Here is an 18,990-nt window from a genome sequence, read left to right as displayed (position 1 = left end):
ATCTCATGGCGCTGAGATGCCAGGATAGTGCCACCAGGGTCACTGCGCGAGTTTATCGTTTGACACGGTGCCTGGTTGATCCTCCGGCAGCGGATACAGTGCCAACAGTTTCATGGTAACGCCATTGGTCCAGCCAAAACCGTCCTGTAACGGGTATTCACCGCCACCGCCGCCGCCAGTGTCACCCTCGATGTCATACTTCTCTACCAGTTTGTTTTCAAGATGATAGGTTTGAACTACGCTATTCAGGAAGCGGGTACCGATATCCCGTGCCAGCGCATCATGGTGATAGTAACGTAAGCCTTGAACTGCGACCCACTGTAACGGTGCCCAGCCGTTAGGCGCATCCCATTGCTGACCGGTATGAATGGTGGTCGTAGCCAATCCTCCTTTTTTCAACAACTCGGCGCGGACGACTTCTGCTGTTTTGTTGGCATATTCATCGGTTGCCGCCTGTACATATAACGGAAACAGGGTCGCGGCGGTGAGTTGATTGTGTACTTCTTTCTGTTTCCAGTCGTAATCAGCGTAGTAGCCTTTGGCGGTATTCCAGAAATAGTGATTGATGGCTTGCCGGCGTTTTGCAGCGAGTTCGGTATAGCGCCTGGCAGCGTCAGTATGATTGTCTAACTGACTGGCTTTTGCCAGAACCCTTTCGATATGATAAATCAGCGAATTCAGGTCAACAGGCAAGATCTCTGTGATGTTGATGGTAGAGAGTTTCATGGGATCTTTCAGCCAACGGGAGCTGAAATCCCAGCCTGAGGCAGCACCCGCTCGCAGGTTGCGGTAGAGGTGAGCCCGTTGGTTCCCTTTGACCGCACTGGCGGTGGTTACATCGTCCAGCCAGGATTCGGTACGGGGCACATCGCGCTCATCCCAGTAACGGTTCAGTACGGTACCATCCGGCAAACGTACTACGCGCTCACTGGCCTGTCCGGGTTTCAGATCTTCTGCACCCGCCATCCAGTAGTCATACTCTTTTTTTATCTGCGGCAGATAAGTTACTAATGTGTTTTGGCCATCGTGTGTGGCAAGCAATTCCACCATCTTGCTGAAAAACGGGGGTTGAGAGCGGCTGAGATAATAGGTTCGGTTCCCGTTAGGAATATGGCCGTACTGATCGATTTGCCAGGCAAAGTTGTTCACCATGTTTCGAATGGTATCCCACTGGCCGCTTTCGGCCAGCCCCAGCATGGTGAAGTAACTGTCCCAGTAGTAAACCTCCCGAAAACGTCCACCGGGCACGACATATGCGTTAGGCAATGGTAACAGCGAGTCCCAGCGGGCAATATCCGGTGTACTTTGGGTCAAATGTGGCCAGAGAGCGTTGATATGTTCACGCAATGTCTGACCGCCGGGGGGAATAAAGCCTTTCCCATCCGAAGGTAGCGTAAAGTTGTTTTGCACAAAATAGTTCAGATCGAAATGGTGCTGATTCTTTTGTGCGTAGTAATCCGCCATGATTGCTGATGGCTCATATTTGGGAACGGCATCAGCAAACGTTTTTTGGTCGGGGAACAGCTTTGCGCGTTGTACGGCTTTGAACAGTGGGCCAAACAGAACATCTGGCGGTGAATTTACTTCTGAAGCTGTTACGGGTTCAGCCCAGGCAATAGGTATAACATTATTGGCGATAATACATTGCAGAATAATTAGCAGAAGGTACCTCCTTACTACGCGGAATGAAATCATTGGCAAGTCTCCATGTTTGCAAATGTGGCTGTTAATGAAAAGTAGACGCTAAGGGGATATTGTCCAACTCGGGACTGATAGAATAAAAAAACCATGATATTGAATCATCGGCTTTTATGATAATGACCAGCGAGGATGGTGTGCATCGCGCGTGATTGCTGGTTTTCGCACCCATGGCGAAGAAAGTATACTCTTACAATATATTGCAATAGAAAATTGTAAGCAAGCGTGGCGAGAAGAGAGCAAAGGCCCTTTACCGCGGACGGAAAGGGCTAAGCAGAGAAATTAAATATCCTCGGGATCGCTATGGTTAGCGATGGGCGAACCGGTTAACGGCTACGGAAGACAATGCGGCCTTTGCTCAGGTCGTACGGGGTCAATTCCACTGTGACTTTGTCACCCGTCAGGATGCGGATATAGTTTTTACGCATTTTACCGGAGATATGAGCGGTGACCACGTGGCCGTTTTCCAATTCAACGCGGAACATGGTGTTGGGCAGCGTATCAAGCACGGTGCCTTGCATTTCAATATTGTCTTCTTTGGCCATCGAATCCTCTAGGTTTAACTACCTTAGTTTTTTACCGGCAAGATAATGCCGAAAAACCCGCGTTATGTAAAGAAGCGTTGATAATCTGAATATGATTTATCAACAACTATTTACGGCACCAGGGTAGGGCGCACTACCGTTTGCGGGTGCCAGCAGGTCTCTGAAATAGCTGTGTTCTGAAGCTGGGAAAGTCGCTGCAAAAACTGGTGGCGGGGTATTTCGCAGGCCCCTAATGAGGCGGTATGTGCATTAAGTACCTGACAATCAATCAGACGACCGCCGCAGCGTATGAAGTGTTGTTGGAACGACAGCAATCCATACTTGGAGGCATTGTCAGCCCGACTAAACATGGATTCTCCGCAAAACAACGCGCCTTGCGAGATACCATACACTCCCCCGACAAGTTGGCGATTATGCCACACTTCTACTGAATGTGCCCTTCCTAACTGATGTAACTGACAATAAGCCGCCATAATTTCCTGGCTGATCCAGGTGCCCTCCGCCCGCTCACTGGCGCAAGCGGCGATAACATGTTCGAAAGCGTAATTCAGCGTGACCTGATAGTCTGTTTTGCGCATGAATTTTTTCATGCTGCGGCTGATATGGAATTGTTCTGGCAACAGCACTGCGCGTGGATCGGGCGACCACCATAGGATCGCTTCTCCTGGGGAATACCACGGGAAAATGCCCTGTTGATAAGCGGCGAGTAACCGTTGAGGAGACAAATCCCCACCCAATGCCAACAGTCCGTTAGGTTCACCTAATGCATTTTCCGGATCGGGGAACTGCAGTGAGTACGGAGAGAGTTCAAATAATGGCACCATAACCCTCCAAAAGCAGTCAGTTAACAGACCGGAATACCAGGGGCGATCACAGAGTGAAGCCCCCATCCAGGAACCTTATCTCTGTGTTTCCCTCTGTATCTTGAATCAACCATGCAGGCTTGGCACGGCCCATATGGCTTGTCGATGCCAGTTTACTTAAATGACCTTTATTACACTATAAACGGCTGGCGTTATACATGTTGCCGGAATTGCCAGTATCGTCCCTGCTGGTCCATTAATGCCTGATGATTACCTTGTTCGACGATACGCCCGCCATCCATCACACAGATACGATCCATCTCCTCCAGACCGCGCAGCCGATGAGTAATCACGATCAGTGTTTTCCCAATACATTGCTGGCGCAGGAGTTGCAGTATGTGTTGTTCGGTTTCGGCATCCAATCCTTCCGTTGGCTCATCCAGCAGTATCAATGGTGCTGAATAAAGTAGTGCTCGGGCCAGCCCGATGCGTCGGTATTCGCCTCCAGACAACTGGCGTCCACCTTCGCCCAGCCAGGCATTAAGCCCTTCATTCTCTAGCAATTTTTCTAACCCGACCTGGCTTAGCACCGTTTTCAACTGTTCATCATCGGCGTCTGGCGCGGCAAGACGTAAATTGTCCCGCAGCGTGGTACTGAAAATATGGGTGCGCTGTGGTACCACGCGCATCATGCTGCGCAGGGTCTCTTCACGCCATTGCGTCATGGGGACATCATTAATGCGAATCTCACCCTGAGAACAATCCCAGGCACGGGTAATCAGTTGTAACAGGGTTGATTTTCCGCACCCAGTGCGTCCCAGCAACGCAATATGCTCGCCGGACTTAATGGATAGCGATATCTGCTTCAATACCGGTAGTGGTTGGTCTGGATAAGTGAAGCTGATGTTATCCAGTGTCAAGGTCACTTGTGGTGGGCGTGCGGGGCCATGTTCCGGGAAAACGACAGCGGGGGTAAGTTCCATCAGTTGGCTGACTCGTGCTGCTGATGCGGTGACTTGTCCCATATGCTGGAAAGCGCCGGCAACCGGAGCCAGCGCTTCAAAGGCTGCCAGAGAGGAAAAGACGAACAGGGCGATCAGCGCGCCTGGCTGGCTGTCACCACCGATGCCATCCGCTGCCATCCACAGTATCAGGGTGATGGTCAGGCCGCTGCTGAATATCATGATAGCTTGCGCCAGCGCGTTTAATGCCGCCTGGTGGCGTTGATGAGAGAGCCACCGGCTTTCAAGGTGTTCCAGTTGTTGGCGAAATGTCAGCAGAGCGCCGAACACGGTCAGTTCGGCTTGCCCGTGCAACCAGGTCGTGAGTTGTACTCGATATTGTGCTCGCAAGTCTGTCAGCGCGAAACCAACTGGCTGACCGGCACGATAGAACACCAGCGGTAATATCACCAGCAATGCCAGCATAATTGCCGCCAGCACGGTAGCCAGAGTGGTATCTAACCAGCTTAAACCATAAGCCACGGCGAGTATCACCAGCAAGGCGCTTACCAGCGGGGAAATGACGCGCAGATACAGATGATCCAGTGTATCGACATCGGCCACCAGCCGGTTGAGCAATTCTGCCTGACGAAAGCGAGCGATTCCACCGGGGGAGAGTGGCAAAATACGCTTGAAAGTGAACACGCGCAGATGTTGGAGAACCCGGAATGTGGCGTCATGACTGACCAGCCGCTCCGCATAGCGGCTGACGGTACGAAGAATGGCCGCGCCACGCACACCAGCGGCAGGCAGCATATAGTTGAATGTATATAATCCGCCGACTCCCGCCAGTGCCGACCCGGCGAGAAACCAGCCGGACAGGGTTAACAGACTGATGCTGGACAGCAGGGTAACAATGGCCAGAATAACGCCCAGACTTAATCGCCAGATATGACGACGATAGAGGGCGAGAAAGGGTTTTAATGCCTGCATAGCTTGAATCTTCTTCATCTCACAGATCTCCCTTACGCTGGTTCAGCAGTTCGGCAAACGCGCCCGGTGTTGTGCTCAGGGTGTCATAGCGTCCTTGTTGCACAAGGCGGCCATTCGCCATTACCCAGATATCATCATAGTCCGACAGATCATTGAGTTGATGGGTTACCAGCAAGGTCGTTTGCTGCCTGGCGGCATCGTTCAGGGCGTGCATGACACGCTGTTCGCTGTGGGCATCCAGACTGGCGCCGGGCTCATCCAGCAGCAACAGGTGGCAAGGATGCAGCAATGCTCGTGCCACAGCGACACGCTGGGCCTGACCAACAGAAAGCCGGGCGGCACCCTCACCGACCAGTGTTTCCAGACCCAATGGCAATTGGTCGGTAAATTCGTGCACATAAGCGCGTTCAATCACGTGTTGTAACTGTGTTTCATCCGCCTCTGGGTGACCCAGTAAAATATTCTGTCGCAGTGTCTGCTCCGGCAGATGTGGGTTTTGCCCCACCCAGCTTATATGTTGTCGCCATGATGATGGCAAAAGTGAGCTCAATTCGCAGCCGTTTACCTGCAATGTGCCGTGGTAGGGCAGGAAGCCCAGCAGGACATTCAGCAAAGAACTTTTCCCCGCGCCACTGGTGCCGACCAGTGCGATACGTTGACCGGGGTGAATCACGAATGAGAGGGGGCTGGTAAGCGGTGTGCCGGTGGGTGACAGGATTACCAGGTCACAAGCTTCTATGCCCACTGGTGACGTGCTGGTGAATGTCTGCTGCCCATCGCCGACCTGTTCACTGTCCGCAGACAAAAAACTGAATAGCGTTTCTGCTGCACCAATGGCTTGTGCCTTGGCGTGATAAAAGGTACCCAGATCGCGCAGCGGCTGAAAAAATTCAGGCGCCAGAATCAATACCAGAAAACCGGCAAACAGTGTGATGCTCGTACTGTAATGACCAAAATTGAGTTCTCCCAGGTAGGAAAACCCGAAATAGACGGCGACCACAGCAATAGAGATAGAAGCGAAAAATTCCAGTACGCCGGAGGAGAGAAACGCCATGCGCAAGACTTCCATTGTCCGGCTGCGAAAATCTTCAGCCGCTTGGCTGATATGTTCGGTTTCTGCTTGTGCACGATAAAACAGCCGTAATGTTTCCAGACCGCGCAGGCGGTCAAGAAAATTCCCACTCAGTCTCGCCAGTGCTTGAAAATTGCGACGGTTGGCATCGGCGGCACCCATACCGACCAGTGCCATGAACAGCGGAATGAGTGGGGCGGTCAGAAATAGGATCAACCCGGCGGCCCAGTTGATCGGAAAGACAGTAATTAAAATCAGTACCGGGATCAAGGTGGCCAGATACATTTGCGGCAGATAACGAGCATAGTAATCCTGCATGTCATCCACCTGCTCCAGGATCATTGTCGCCCAACTGCCGGCCGGTTTTCCCTGTACCCAGGCTGGTCCCAATTGTTGTAAGCGATCCAATACCATTTTACGAATCTGCTGGCGCACAGCCTGACCACAATGAAAACCGACCCGCTCTCGTATCCAGGTGACCACTGCCCGCAGAGTAAAAGTCATCGCCAATAGCAAAAATGTGTTGAGTAATGTATCGCGGGGAATTCGGTCAATAATCAGCGCTTGCAGTAGTGAGGCTAACAGCCAGGCTTGCGCCACGATCAGCAGACCATTGGCGAATCCCAGCAGTAGCGATAAACGTAGCCAACGTTGTGCCAGCTTGCTTTGTTGTTTCAGCCAGCGAGTCAGTTCTTGTTGTCGGGTGTTTTTCATCAGGAGCAGATTGTCTTTTCAGTGAGGCGTTAATAAAAATAACGCTTATATAACCGTTGGTTAACACAACTGTTTGCCAACGGTCAGAATAGCGCCATGTTACCCTGACAATGCCGGTCTGCAAATGAAAAGACCATCTCATAAGTGTGTTTCGATCAATTTTTGCGTAACAGAACGAAAAAACGCGTCCAAAAAGTTGACTCTTCCGGACGCGTTTGCTGATAAATCCGCCATCATTAACCATTATTTCAATACCGCAGAAGTCTGTTTTTAACGACTGCATTGCGCCAATGAATCCCGGTGTAGACCGGGATGATGGCGTGACATTCTTTCTGCGGATGACAGAACGTATTTATTTTATATCGTTCAGACTATCCAGATAACGTTCGGCATCCAGTGCGGCCATACAGCCAGTACCGGCCGATGTAATAGCTTGACGATAAATGTGATCCATCACGTCACCGGCAGCGAACACGCCGGGGATACTGGTCTGAGTTGCATTGCCGTGAATACCGGACTGCACTTTTATGTAGCCATTCTCCAGTTCCAGTTGGTCACCAAATACCGCAGTATTCGGACTGTGGCCGATAGCAATAAATACCCCGGCGACTTCCAGCATTTCGGTGGCCTCACTGTGTGCATCACGCAGACGTACACCAGTTACCCCCATTTCATCCCCCAGCACTTCATCCAGCGTACGGTCAGTATGCAGTACGATATTGCCCTTCGTGGCTTTTTCCATCAGCCGATCAATCAGGATTTTTTCTGAACGGAAACTGTCACGACGATGAATCAGATGCACTTCCGCTGCAATATTGGACAGGTACAGCGCTTCCTCTACGGCGGTATTACCACCACCGACCACGGCCACTTTCTGATTGCGGTAGAAAAAACCGTCACAGGTGGCGCAGGCAGATACACCTTTGCCCTTGAACGCCTCTTCAGACGGCAGGCCGAGATACCGTGCGGATGCTCCGGTAGCGATAATTAATGCATCACAGGTGTACACATCGCTGTCGCCAGACAGACGAAACGGGCGGGTTTGCAAATCGACATGAGTAATGTGGTCAAGCACAATTTCTGTATTGAACTTGGTGGCATGGGCATGCATGCGTTCCATTAGCAGTGGACCAGTCAGGTCATCGGGATCGCCCGGCCAGTTTTCTACTTCGGTGGTGGTGGTCAACTGACCGCCTTTCTCCATTCCGGTGATCAGCAGCGGATTCAGGTTTGCCCGTGCAGCATAAACGGCAGCGGTATATCCAGCCGGCCCTGAGCCCAGAATTAATAATTTACGGTGTTTTACGGTGCTCATGAGTTCCTCAATTCATTTGAACGGACGATTTAGTCGATTGTAGGGAAATTACCAACGTAAAAAAAGTATGGGGGAATGTTGTTAACGATTTGTCTGATTGTTATCGACTATCACGTATGGCGGTTTCATGATTAACGCCGTACCGATTGATGCTATACAAATCGTTTCAGCGCCAGGAAACACAGTGCCAATAACCGGTTTTTACTCCAATCTGGCACTTTCTTCTGATTTTAATTGTTTTACTTTGACAATCGGCTGTACTTTTGCGAAAACTTCCATGGAAGAGGAAATTTTTTGTATGTGAATGGTTGAAAGCTCGGCTTCGCGTTCATTTTTTATGTGGCCGATCAGGATGACATAGATCATTATCCCAATAGCGCTTGTTGGCGTGTGTTCGTATTTTATGACCTGCCGCATATTGGCATCTATTGTGATGAGTTCAGTGTCGCCAAATCTGATCTTCGGTGCGCTTTTCTGGCAGGGACTGGTGGCGACCGGTGGCAAGCTGAAGGAAAGTGAACTTTTTATATACAAAATGGTCAGCGGTCTTCTTTAGGGGCAACTCTGACATATTGACGTGAGTCGGAGACAGCAAGTGCAGGGATGAATGAAGAGAGACAATAATAATGGTAGACACGAAAAAACGTCCGGGAAAAGATCTTGACCGTATCGATCGTAATATCCTGAACGAATTACAAAAAGATGGGCGTATCTCCAATGTAGAGCTTTCCAAGCGAGTGGGGTTGTCGCCGACACCTTGTCTGGAACGTGTTCGTCGTCTGGAGAGACAGGGGTTTATTAACGGGTATACTGCGTTGCTGAACCCGCATTATCTGGATGCGTCACTGTTGGTTTTTGTGGAAATTACGCTTAACCGTGGTGCACCGGATGTCTTTGAGCAATTCAATACGGCAGTTCAGAAGCTGGAAGAAATTCAGGAGTGTCATCTGGTTTCCGGGGATTTTGACTATCTGCTTAAAACCCGTGTACCGGATATGTCGGCTTACCGTCGGCTGCTGGGTGAAACGTTGTTGCGTCTGCCGGGCGTTAATGACACCCGTACTTATGTGGTAATGGAAGAAGTGAAGCAAAGTAACCGACTGGTTATCAAGACCCGTTAACGGTATGGGTGCAAAACCCGATAAACTCAGCTACACTCCTGTTAATTTATACAGTCATGGCGCCGGGAAATCCTCGGCGCTTTGTCATAAAACATTTACAGGACCCTGGAGAGACGCTTGAGCCAGGAATATACAGAAGATAAAGACGTCACACTGAAAAAACTCAGTGCTGGACGACGTGTACTGGAAGCGATACTTATCGTTGTGGTGCTGTTTGCCATTTATCTGGCGATAGCGCTGCTGAGTTTCAGCCCTTCCGACCCCAGTTGGTCACAAACCGCATGGCATGAACCGATCCACAATCTTGGAGGGGGCGTTGGTGCCTGGTTAGCCGATACGCTGTTTTTCGTTTTCGGGGTACTGGCTTATGCCATTCCACCGGTGATGGTGTCCCTGTGTTGGGTGATTTACCGTCAGCGAGATCAACGTTACACCATCGACTATTTTACCTTTTCGCTACGTTTGATTGGGACTCTGGCGCTGATCCTGACTTCTTGTGGATTGGCGGCGTTAAATACAGATGACCTTTACTACTTCGCTTCCGGTGGTGTGCTGGGCAGTCTGCTCAGTAGTTCCATGATCCCGCACTTTAACAGTATTGGGTCTACCGTGATCCTGTTGTGTGTGTGGGCTGCCGGACTCACACTCTTTACCGGATGGTCATGGTTGACTATTGCAGAGAAAATCGGTGCGGCGGTAATGGCCAGTTTGTCGTTTTTCTCCCGCCGTCACCGTGCCGATGATGATCTGTATGATGATGAGCTGAAGGTTATTGATCCTGTTTCCGATACTGACAAGATGGAATCAGTGACATCGGAAGATGATAATGATGTGCTGCTCCTGGCGCCGGCGATTCTGTCGCAGGGAACATCAGTGCAAGCGGAAGCCTCTGCCGTATCAGACGTGGCGGCGGAAAGTGACGCAATATCGTCTGTTTCCTCCACGTTAGCGGATGTGCAGACATCTCCAGAAGCGGAGGAAATCCAGACACCATTGCCACCGCTGTACTCCTTCGAGATGCCAGAGCCTGCGGCGGCGCATCCACACTCTGTTGAATCGGCACCGCCGACGATTGGCATGCAAGCCAGCAGTACGCCGGATTACGGTAGGGATACTACCTTTATGCCGATTTTCGGTGCCGATGACGCTATACATTCGCAGGTGAAACGTGGCATGGGACCAGAATTGCCACGTCCTAATCCGGTACGAATCCCTACCCGGCGTGAGCTGGCTTCCTACGGAATAAAACTGCCTTCCCAGCGGCTGGCGGAGCAACAGGCCCGTGAAGAGGCTCAATCGCAGGAAGTCGATGGTGTACCGACTACATCACCGATGCCATATGCGGTAAAAACATCAGAACCTGAATCGGGTGAGCATGATGAGCTATTGCAGGACGCTGCGTTACGCGAGGCTTATGTGGAACAGCAGCGTCAACGTTATGACGATGATGCTTATCCTGGGCATGAAGACGATGAAGATGCGCTGTTACAGGCTCAGTTAGCGCGAGATTTTGCAGCCCGGCAGCAGATGCGTTATGGGCCGGATCTGACGCCGGAGCGCCATGATGATTCGTCTATCCTCCCGGCAGTGCATGAACCGCCAGTGCCGAAAAGCCTGTTCGCCATTTCTCCACTGGCCGATCTGATGGATGATGGACCGAACGACCCTCTGTTTACCCTGCCGTCGCAGGACGATGCGCCATCTTCCCCTGCCCATCGTGAACCGTCGTTTGTCACGTCACCACCGACGTTTGATCCGGCCGGGACGTCGCCGGTTGAATATCCGCCGATAGACGATGACGAAACAGAGACCTCGGCGACGTCGGTGATGGATAGCTTGATTCACCCGTTCCTGATACGTAACGATCAGCCGTTACAAAAACCCACGACACCGTTACCGTCTCTTGATCTATTGACGCCGCCTTCGGTTAATGACGATCCGGTCGATGAATTCGCACTGGAGCAAACTGCTCGGTTGATAGAAGCCCGATTGGCTGATTACCGGGTTAAAGCGACGGTGGTTGGGTACCATCCAGGGCCGGTTATTACCCGTTTCGAGCTGGATTTGGCCCCAGGGGTGAAAGCGGCGCGCATCTCGAATCTGTCAAAAGATTTGGCACGCTCTCTGTCCGTAGTCGCGGTGCGTATTGTGGAAGTTATTCCCGGCAAACCTTATGTGGGGTTGGAATTACCGAATAAACACCGGCAGACCGTATTTCTGCGCGAAGTGCTGGATTGTGAGCGTTTTCGTGATAATCCGTCACCGTTGGCGGTGGTGCTGGGGAAAGATATTGCCGGCCAACCGGTGGTGGCTGATCTGGCCAAAATGCCGCATCTGCTGGTGGCTGGTACTACGGGCTCGGGTAAATCGGTCGGGGTAAACGCGATGATCATCAGCATGCTATATAAAGCGAAGCCTGAGGATGTCCGCTTTATCATGATCGACCCGAAAATGCTGGAGCTTTCAGTGTATGAGGGGATCCCGCATCTGCTCACCGAAGTCGTTACAGACATGAAAGATGCGGCCAATGCGTTGCGTTGGTGCGTTGGTGAAATGGAGCGTCGTTATAAGCTGATGTCTGCCCTTGGGGTACGTAACCTCAGTGGTTATAACGAGCGGGTAATGCAGGCTGATTCGATGGGACGCCCGATTCCTGATCCATTCTGGAAGCCGGGAGACAGTATGGATATGCAACCGCCGATACTGGAAAAACTACCGTATATCGTGGTGATGGTGGATGAGTTCGCTGATCTGATGATGGCGGTTGGGAAAAAAGTTGAAGAGCTTATTGCCCGGCTGGCGCAGAAGGCTCGTGCGGCGGGTATTCATTTGGTACTGGCCACCCAGCGCCCTTCTGTGGATGTTATTACCGGTCTGATTAAGGCCAATATCCCAACACGTATCGCCTTTACCGTATCGAGCAAAATCGACTCTCGGACCATTCTGGATCAGAGCGGTGCCGAGTCGCTGCTGGGAATGGGCGACATGCTGTATATGGCCCCCAATTCCTCGATTCCGGTGCGTGTTCACGGCGCTTTTGTCCGTGATCAGGAAGTTCACGCGGTAGTGCAGGATTGGAAAGCACGGGGACGACCAGAATACATCGACAGTGTTGTCAAAGGCGGAGACGATGGCGAAGGCGGCAGTCTGGGATTTGACAGTGATGAAGAGTTGGATCAGTTGTTCGATCAGGCTGTTGCGTTTGTGGTGGAAAAACGCCGCGCCTCTATCTCTGGTGTACAGCGTCAGTTCCGTATCGGTTATAACCGTGCAGCCCGTATTGTCGAACAGATGGAAGCGCAGGGAATAGTCAGCAGCCCTGGACATAACGGAAACCGTGAAGTGTTGGCGCCACCGCCGATGGAATAATCAGCATGTGTGGTCCATTTTTGTGCTCATGGGTATAGTTCGAGACAGATATTGTGCAAAGAAGCGTAAACACGGTAAATAGCGGAGAATTCACCTATTGTGTCCTGCACAGCTGCGCTACAGTAGCGCACAGAGAAACAGCGTCCAGTTAGATGAGGCCGCTGAACCGGTCAGAATAGTTAAAGGATTGAGTATGATAAGAAATTGGTTAATGGCGGGGTGTTTATTGTCAGGCATGCTGTCCACGGCTGTGTATGCCGATGCCGCCAGTGATTTGCAACATCGTTTGAGCAAGGTGAACAGTTTTCACGCCAGTTTTACCCAGAGAGTGACTACTGGTGATGGCGCGGCAGTACAAGAAGGGGAAGGTGAGCTGTGGGTGAAGCGTCCCAATTTGTTTAACTGGGAAACCACTTCTCCTGATAAAAGTGTACTCGTGTCTGATGGGAAAACCCTATGGTTTTATAATCCATTTGTCGAACAAGTTACGGCTACCTGGTTGAAAGATGCCACCGGCAATACGCCGTTTATGCTGATTACCCGCAATAATGCTGGTGACTGGGGTAAATATAATGTCACACGGAAAGGCGATGATTTTGAGTTAACACCCAAGTCAGTTGGTGGCAATCTGAAGCAGTTTGCTATCAATGTGACAGACACGGGTACGATCAAGCGGTTTATTGCTACCGAGCGTGATGGTCAGCGCAGTACCTTTACGTTGAAGAACCAGCAAAATGGGGCGATAAACGCGGCGAAGTTTACTTTCACACCGCCTAAAGGTGTTGCGGTGGACGATCAACGTCAGTGAGGTGCCAGTGAGTACTCTGTCACTCGATTTTTCCGATCAGGCGTTCCAGCCACTGGCGGCGCGTATGCGGCCAGTGACATTGGCGCAGTATATCGGGCAACAGCATTTACTGGGGCCGGGTAAGCCGTTGCCACGGGCAATTGAAGCGGGGCAACTGCACTCCATGATCTTGTGGGGGCCGCCCGGAACCGGGAAAACCACACTGGCTGAGTTGATTGGTCGTTATGGCAATGCGGATGTGGAACGTATCTCAGCGGTGACGTCGGGCATTAAGGAGATTCGGGAAGCTATTGAACGCGCCCGCCAGAACCGCGATGCAGGGCGACGGACCATCCTGTTTGTGGATGAAGTCCATCGTTTCAACAAAAGTCAGCAGGATGCGTTTCTGCCGCATATTGAAGATGGCACCATCACTTTTATTGGCGCCACCACTGAAAATCCCTCCTTTGAACTGAATTCCGCCTTGTTGTCCCGTGCCCGCGTTTATTTGCTGAAAGCCTTAACGGCAGAAGATATTGGTCAGGTTATCGATCAGGCCATGCAGGATCGTGATCGGGGGTTGGGCGGGCAGGATATCGTCTTGCCGGACGATACTCGCCGGATGTTGGCTGAACTGGTGAATGGTGATGCGCGCCGGGCATTGAACAGCCTGGAAATGATGGCGGATATGGCTGAAGTGAATGCCACGGGACAACGCGTGCTCACGGCCGAACTGTTGCAGTCGATTTCTGGTGAACGCAGTGCCCGGTTTGATAACAAGGGCGACCGCTATTACGATTTGATCTCGGCGCTGCATAAATCTGTCCGTGGTTCTGCGCCAGATGCGGCGCTGTATTGGTATGCCCGCATTATTACCGCCGGTGGTGACCCGCTCTATGTCGCGCGTCGTCTGCTGGCGATTGCGTCTGAAGATGTGGGAAATGCGGATCCGCGTGCGATGCAGGTCGCTATCTCCGCCTGGGATTGTTTTACCCGCGTCGGCCCCGCAGAAGGCGAACGCGCCATTGCGCAGGCAATTGTTTATCTGGCGTGTGCGCCGAAGAGTAACGCGGTTTACACGGCTTTTAAGGCTGCGCTGCATGATGCACGGGAAAAACCGGATTATGATGTGCCGGAACATTTGCGCAATGCACCGACCAAACTGATGAAGGAAATGGGACTGGGAGCGGAGTACCGCTATGCCCATGATGAACCTAACGCTTATGCTGCGGGTGAACGCTATTTCCCGCCTGAAATGGCGGAAACACACTACTATCAGCCCACTTCCCGGGGGTTGGAAGCCAAGATTGGTGAAAAGCTAGCCTGGCTTGCTGCTCAGGATCAAAATAGCCCGACAAAACGCTACCGCTAGTGTAGACGTTGCGGTAAGGTTATTCCCGATACTTTCTGCTGCACGATGCTTCGTAAGGTAGCGTGTAACATCAATAATTCATTAATAATCACAAGCACAGGACTAGCATGCTCGATCCCAATTTACTGCGTAATGAGCTAGACGCAGTTGCCGAAAAACTACTGGCTCGCAGAAGCTTTAAACTGGATGTAGATACACTGCGTAAACAGGAAGAACGTCGCAAGACTCTACAAGTCGAAACAGAAAGTTTGCAGGCAGAACGTAACTCCCGATCGAAAGAGATTGGTGCGGCCAAGGCCCGCGGTGAAGATATTGAACCACTACGCCGCGACGTTAACGAGTTGGGTGAAAAACTGGATGCCGCCAAGGTCGAGCTGGAACAACTGCAAAATGCTATCCGTGATCTGGCGTTGACGATCCCCAATCTACCCGACGATTGTGTCCCGCTGGGCAAAGATGAATCAGAAAATCAGGAAATCAGTCGCTGGGGTGAACCCCGTAAATTTGATTTTCCGGTACGCGACCATGTTGATCTGGGCGAACTGTGTGGCGGCTTGAGCATGGCCGACGGGGTAAAACTGACCGGCGCGCGTTTCTCGGTAATGAAAGGGCAAATTGCGCATCTGCACCGTGCGCTGGCTCAGTTCATGCTGGATCTGCATACCAGTCAGCATGGCTATCAGGAAACGTATGTACCGTATCTGGTCAACCAGGCCACGCTGTATGGTACCGGGCAATTACCTAAATTCAGTGAAGATTTGTTCCATACCAAGCCGCTGGATGAAGAAGCGGAAACCAGTAATTATGCACTGATCCCGACAGCGGAAGTGCCATTGACCAACTTGGTTCGTGACGAGATTCTGGAAGAAGCCTCATTGCCGATCAAAATGACCGCCCATACACCGTGTTTCCGTTCTGAAGCCGGTTCATATGGCCGAGATACCCGTGGCTTGATCCGTGTGCATCAGTTCGACAAAGTGGAAATGGTGCAGATTGTTCGTCCGGAAGATTCCATGCAGGCGTTGGAAGAACTGACCGGTCATGCGGAAAAGGTATTACAACTGCTGAATCTGCCGTACCGCAAAGTTCTGCTTTGCACTGGCGACATGGGATTCGGTTCTTGCAAAACCTACGATCTGGAAGTGTGGTTGCCTGCGCAGAACACATATCGTGAAATCTCTTCCTGTTCCAATATGTGGGATTTTCAGGCGCGGCGGATGCAGACGCGTTGCCGTAGCAAAAGCGACAAGAAAACACGGCTGGTCCATACGCTGAATGGTTCTGGTCTGGCGGTTGGTCGCGCGTTGGTGGCCGTGCTGGAAAATTACCAGCAAGCCGATGGTCGTATTGCCGTACCAGAAGTTTTGCGTCCGTATATGAACGGTCTGGCGTTTATCGGCTAATCCCGATTGCACCCAGTCAACTAGAAAAGCGCTCATCGGGGCGCTTTTTTTATGGATGCCACGGGTTGTTTTACTTGCACCGCCATTTCTGCTCCTCTGCCATGCTCTCTGTCCGGCTTATCAAAAACAAAGTCTGCTCATTATTATTTTGTTGATGTTAGACAATAAAACAGATCAGCAACGGGATAATTCTTACAAATAGAAAAGAATTTTATACAAACGGCCTGAAAATATTCAGGTTCGGGCAAACAGGAGGGTACCCACGTTATTCCTGCAAGCCTGATAAGTCATCAAGCGCGCTGAACTGTTTCTGTCTGGTTAGAGGAGCCTGTTGTGCCAATGGAAAATATGAATGGTCTGTTGCAGCAAAAAATCAAAAGACGAACGTTGGTCAAAACCGCGGCGTTGACTGGGTTATCCGCCGCGATTGGACAGATTATGCTGCCTTATCGCCCGGTGTTTGCCAATAATGCCCCTAGCGTAATGGGTGAAAACGCACCAGAGAAACTGGTGTGGGGAGCGTGTTCTGTCAACTGCGGTAGCCGCTGTGCGTTACGTTTTCATGTACGGGACAATGAGATTCTCTGGGTAGAGACTGACAATACCGGCGACGATCACTACGGTAACCATCAGATACGCGCCTGTCTGCGCGGACGTTCTATCCGCCAGCGTATTAACCATCCGGATCGGTTGAAGTACCCGATGAAGCGTGTGGGCAAGCGTGGAGAAGGCAAGTTCCAGCGTATCAGCTGGCAGGAAGCGTTGGATGAGATTGCGGGCAGCCTGAAACAGGTGGTCAAAAAATACGGCAACGAAGCCGTCTATATTAATTACAGTTCGGGGATCGTCGGCGGGAATATCACGCGTTCATCACCCTCTGCATCACTGGTGACTCGGTTGATGAACTGCTATGGCGGTTCATTGGGACAATATGGCACATACAGTACCGCGCAGATTTCCTGTGCCATGCCGTATACCTACGGCAGTAATATGGGTAATAGCACATCCGATATCGAAAACAGCAAGCTGGTGGTGATGTTCGGCAATAATCCTGCTGAAACCCGTATGAGCGGTGGCGGTATTACCTATTATCTGGAGCAGGCGCGTGCACGTTCCAATGCCCGCATGATTGTGATTGATCCTCGTTATACCGATACCGCCGCCGGACGAGAGGATGAATGGATCCCCATCCGACCAGGAACCGATGCCGCACTGGTGGCCGGTATGGCATATGTGTTGATTACCGAGAATCTGGTGGATCAGGCCTTTTTGGATAAATACTGTGTTGGTTATGACGAAAAAACACTGCCGGCTGATGCGCCAGTCAATGGTCACTACAAAGCCTATATCCTGGGGCAGGGAGAAGATGGTACGGCTAAAACGCCAGACTGGGCTGCGGCTATCACCGGCATTCCACAAAGCCGTATTATTCATCTGGCGCGTGAGATTGGCAGTACCAAACCCGCCTATATTTGTCAGGGTTGGGGACCACAGCGTCAGGCCAATGGCGAACTAACGTCGCGGGCGATAGCCATGTTACCGATTCTTACCGGAAATGTAGGGATTCATGGCGGCAACAGTGGTGCGCGGGAATCGACTTATGTGGTTAATATTGAAAAAATGCCGGTGCTGACTAACCCGGTCAAAACCAAAATATCCTGTTTTACCTGGACGGATGCGATTGCCCGCGGAGCGGAAATGACGGCGCTGAGAGATGGCGTGCGCGGTAAGTCCAGGCTGGATGTGCCGATCAAATTTATCTGGAACTATGCCGGTAACTGTCTGGTGAATCAGCATTCACAAATCAATCGCACTCACCAGATTCTGCAAGATGAAAATCTGTGCGAAAAGATTGTGGTGATTGAAAATTTCATGACCTCATCGGCCAAATATGCCGATATTCTGCTGCCGGATCTGATGACCATTGAGCAGGAAGACATTATTCCTAATGATTATGCCGGGAACATGGGGTATCTGATCTTCATCCAGCCAGCGACGACACCCAAATATGAGCGTAAGCCCATTTATGAAATCATGAGTGAAGTCGCGCGACGGCTGGGGCCGGATGTCTATCAAAAATTTACCGAAGGGCGAACACAACGGCAATGGTTGGAATATCTGTATGAGAAAACCCAGGTAAAAGATCCCATGTTGCCCACCTTTGAGGAACTGCGTGAGCAGGGAATATACAAGCGAAAAGACCCTGCCGGGCACTATGTCGCCTATCAGGATTTCCGTGACGACCCGATAGCACATCCGTTGAAAACCCCATCGGGAAAGATTGAAATTTATTCGTCAGCACTGGCAAGTGTGGCCGCGAATTGGGAACTGAAACCCGATGAAGTGATTAGTCCGTTACCGATCTATGCCTCTACGTTTGAAGGCTGGAATGATCCATTACGTAAACAGTACCCGTTACAAATGACGGGCTTTCACTACAAAGCCAGAACACACTCCAGTTACGCCAACATTGCGGTATTGCAATCAGCCTGCCCACAGGAAATATGGATTAACCCTGTTGATGCGTCATCTCGTGGTATCACCAATGGTGATGAAGTGCGAGTGTTTAATGGTCGGGGCGAGGTGCGTCTGCCGGCGAAAGTAACACCACGGATTATCCCCGGGGTGACGGCCATGCCACAAGGCTCCTGGCATCAGGCGGAGATGAACGGTGATCGTATTGATCATGGCGGTTGCATCAACACACTGACGACACTCCGGCCTTCTCCGTTGGCGAAAGGGAATCCTCAACATACCAATCTTGTTCAAATAGAAAAAATATAGGGTGTCGCCGAGCGTGAATTCCGGTCATGTTTACGCTCGGTGGCGATTTTTTGCGTTGCAGATCCCATTTCCA

13 protein-coding genes are annotated in these 18,990 nt (G+C 51.2%); 6 read left to right on the top strand and 7 right to left on the bottom strand.

The genetic code is table 11. From position 1 onward, the window contains the following. Window positions 1-39 precede the first annotated feature (39 nt). The 7 genes from treA to CWC46_RS22920 form a co-directional block, all read right to left on the bottom strand. Window positions 40-1,695, bottom strand: a complete 1,656-nt coding sequence (gene treA, locus CWC46_RS15860) for an alpha,alpha-trehalase TreA (RefSeq protein ID WP_021015576.1) — start codon at window positions 1,693-1,695, stop codon at window positions 40-42. 329 nt (window positions 1,696-2,024) lie between these two features. After that, window positions 2,025-2,243, bottom strand: a complete 219-nt coding sequence (infA, locus tag CWC46_RS15855; protein ID WP_002211347.1) for a translation initiation factor IF-1 — start codon at window positions 2,241-2,243, stop codon at window positions 2,025-2,027. A 110-nt stretch (window positions 2,244-2,353) separates the two neighbouring features. Further along, on the bottom strand, window positions 2,354-3,064 hold the full coding sequence (aat, locus tag CWC46_RS15850) for a leucyl/phenylalanyl-tRNA--protein transferase (RefSeq protein ID WP_037381497.1): 711 nt from the start codon (window positions 3,062-3,064) through the stop codon (window positions 2,354-2,356). Between the two features lie 194 nt (window positions 3,065-3,258). After that, window positions 3,259-4,980 carry a heme ABC transporter ATP-binding protein/permease CydC gene (gene cydC / locus CWC46_RS15845; RefSeq protein ID WP_037381499.1) on the bottom strand — a complete coding sequence of 574 codons (1,722 nt, stop codon included), beginning with the start codon at window positions 4,978-4,980 and terminating at the stop codon, window positions 3,259-3,261. A gap of 19 nt (window positions 4,981-4,999) precedes the next feature. Then, on the bottom strand, window positions 5,000-6,766 hold the full coding sequence (gene cydD / locus CWC46_RS15840) for a heme ABC transporter permease/ATP-binding protein CydD (RefSeq protein ID WP_021015579.1): 1,767 nt from the start codon (window positions 6,764-6,766) through the stop codon (window positions 5,000-5,002). A gap of 352 nt (window positions 6,767-7,118) precedes the next feature. Beyond that, entirely contained in the window at window positions 7,119-8,081 is a 963-nt protein-coding gene (gene trxB / locus CWC46_RS15835; RefSeq protein WP_021015580.1) for a thioredoxin-disulfide reductase, read from the bottom strand. Window positions 8,082-8,282: 201 nt separating this feature from the next. Continuing rightward, window positions 8,283-8,615: a hypothetical protein gene (locus CWC46_RS22920; protein ID WP_157831379.1), complete on the bottom strand. Its 333-nt coding sequence runs from the start codon at window positions 8,613-8,615 to the stop codon at window positions 8,283-8,285. Between the two features lie 92 nt (window positions 8,616-8,707). On the opposite strand from CWC46_RS22920, the gene lrp reads away from it, so the two are divergent. The 6 genes from lrp to CWC46_RS15805 all read left to right on the top strand — a co-directional run bounded on the left by lrp (window position 8,708) and on the right by CWC46_RS15805 (window position 18,917). Continuing rightward, complete coding sequence (gene lrp, locus CWC46_RS15830) at window positions 8,708-9,202, top strand: leucine-responsive transcriptional regulator Lrp (RefSeq protein ID WP_021015581.1); 495 nt, start codon at window positions 8,708-8,710, stop codon at window positions 9,200-9,202. Window positions 9,203-9,319: 117 nt separating this feature from the next. Continuing rightward, a complete protein-coding gene (locus CWC46_RS15825; RefSeq protein WP_021015582.1) occupies window positions 9,320-12,571 on the top strand; it encodes a DNA translocase FtsK in 3,252 nt (1,083 codons plus the stop codon). A gap of 193 nt (window positions 12,572-12,764) precedes the next feature. Next, complete coding sequence (lolA, locus tag CWC46_RS15820; RefSeq protein ID WP_416354386.1) at window positions 12,765-13,379, top strand: outer membrane lipoprotein periplasmic chaperone LolA; 615 nt, start codon at window positions 12,765-12,767, stop codon at window positions 13,377-13,379. A 7-nt stretch (window positions 13,380-13,386) separates the two neighbouring features. Beyond that, window positions 13,387-14,730: a replication-associated recombination protein A gene (locus CWC46_RS15815; RefSeq protein WP_021015584.1), complete on the top strand. Its 1,344-nt coding sequence runs from the start codon at window positions 13,387-13,389 to the stop codon at window positions 14,728-14,730. A 107-nt stretch (window positions 14,731-14,837) separates the two neighbouring features. Next, complete coding sequence (gene serS / locus CWC46_RS15810) at window positions 14,838-16,133, top strand: serine--tRNA ligase (protein WP_021015585.1); 1,296 nt, start codon at window positions 14,838-14,840, stop codon at window positions 16,131-16,133. A gap of 348 nt (window positions 16,134-16,481) precedes the next feature. Further along, window positions 16,482-18,917 (top strand): DmsA/YnfE/YnfF family dimethyl sulfoxide reductase, encoded by a 2,436-nt coding sequence (locus CWC46_RS15805; protein ID WP_037381505.1) that lies wholly within the window; start codon window positions 16,482-16,484, stop codon window positions 18,915-18,917. Window positions 18,918-18,990: the final 73 nt, after the last annotated feature.

The organism is Prodigiosinella confusarubida (genome assembly GCF_002847015.1).
In the GTDB taxonomy this organism is placed as follows: domain Bacteria; phylum Pseudomonadota; class Gammaproteobacteria; order Enterobacterales; family Enterobacteriaceae; genus Prodigiosinella; species Prodigiosinella aquatilis.
The sequence above is the reverse complement of the archived record's forward strand: the minus strand, read 5'-3'. Positions and strand labels throughout refer to the sequence as shown.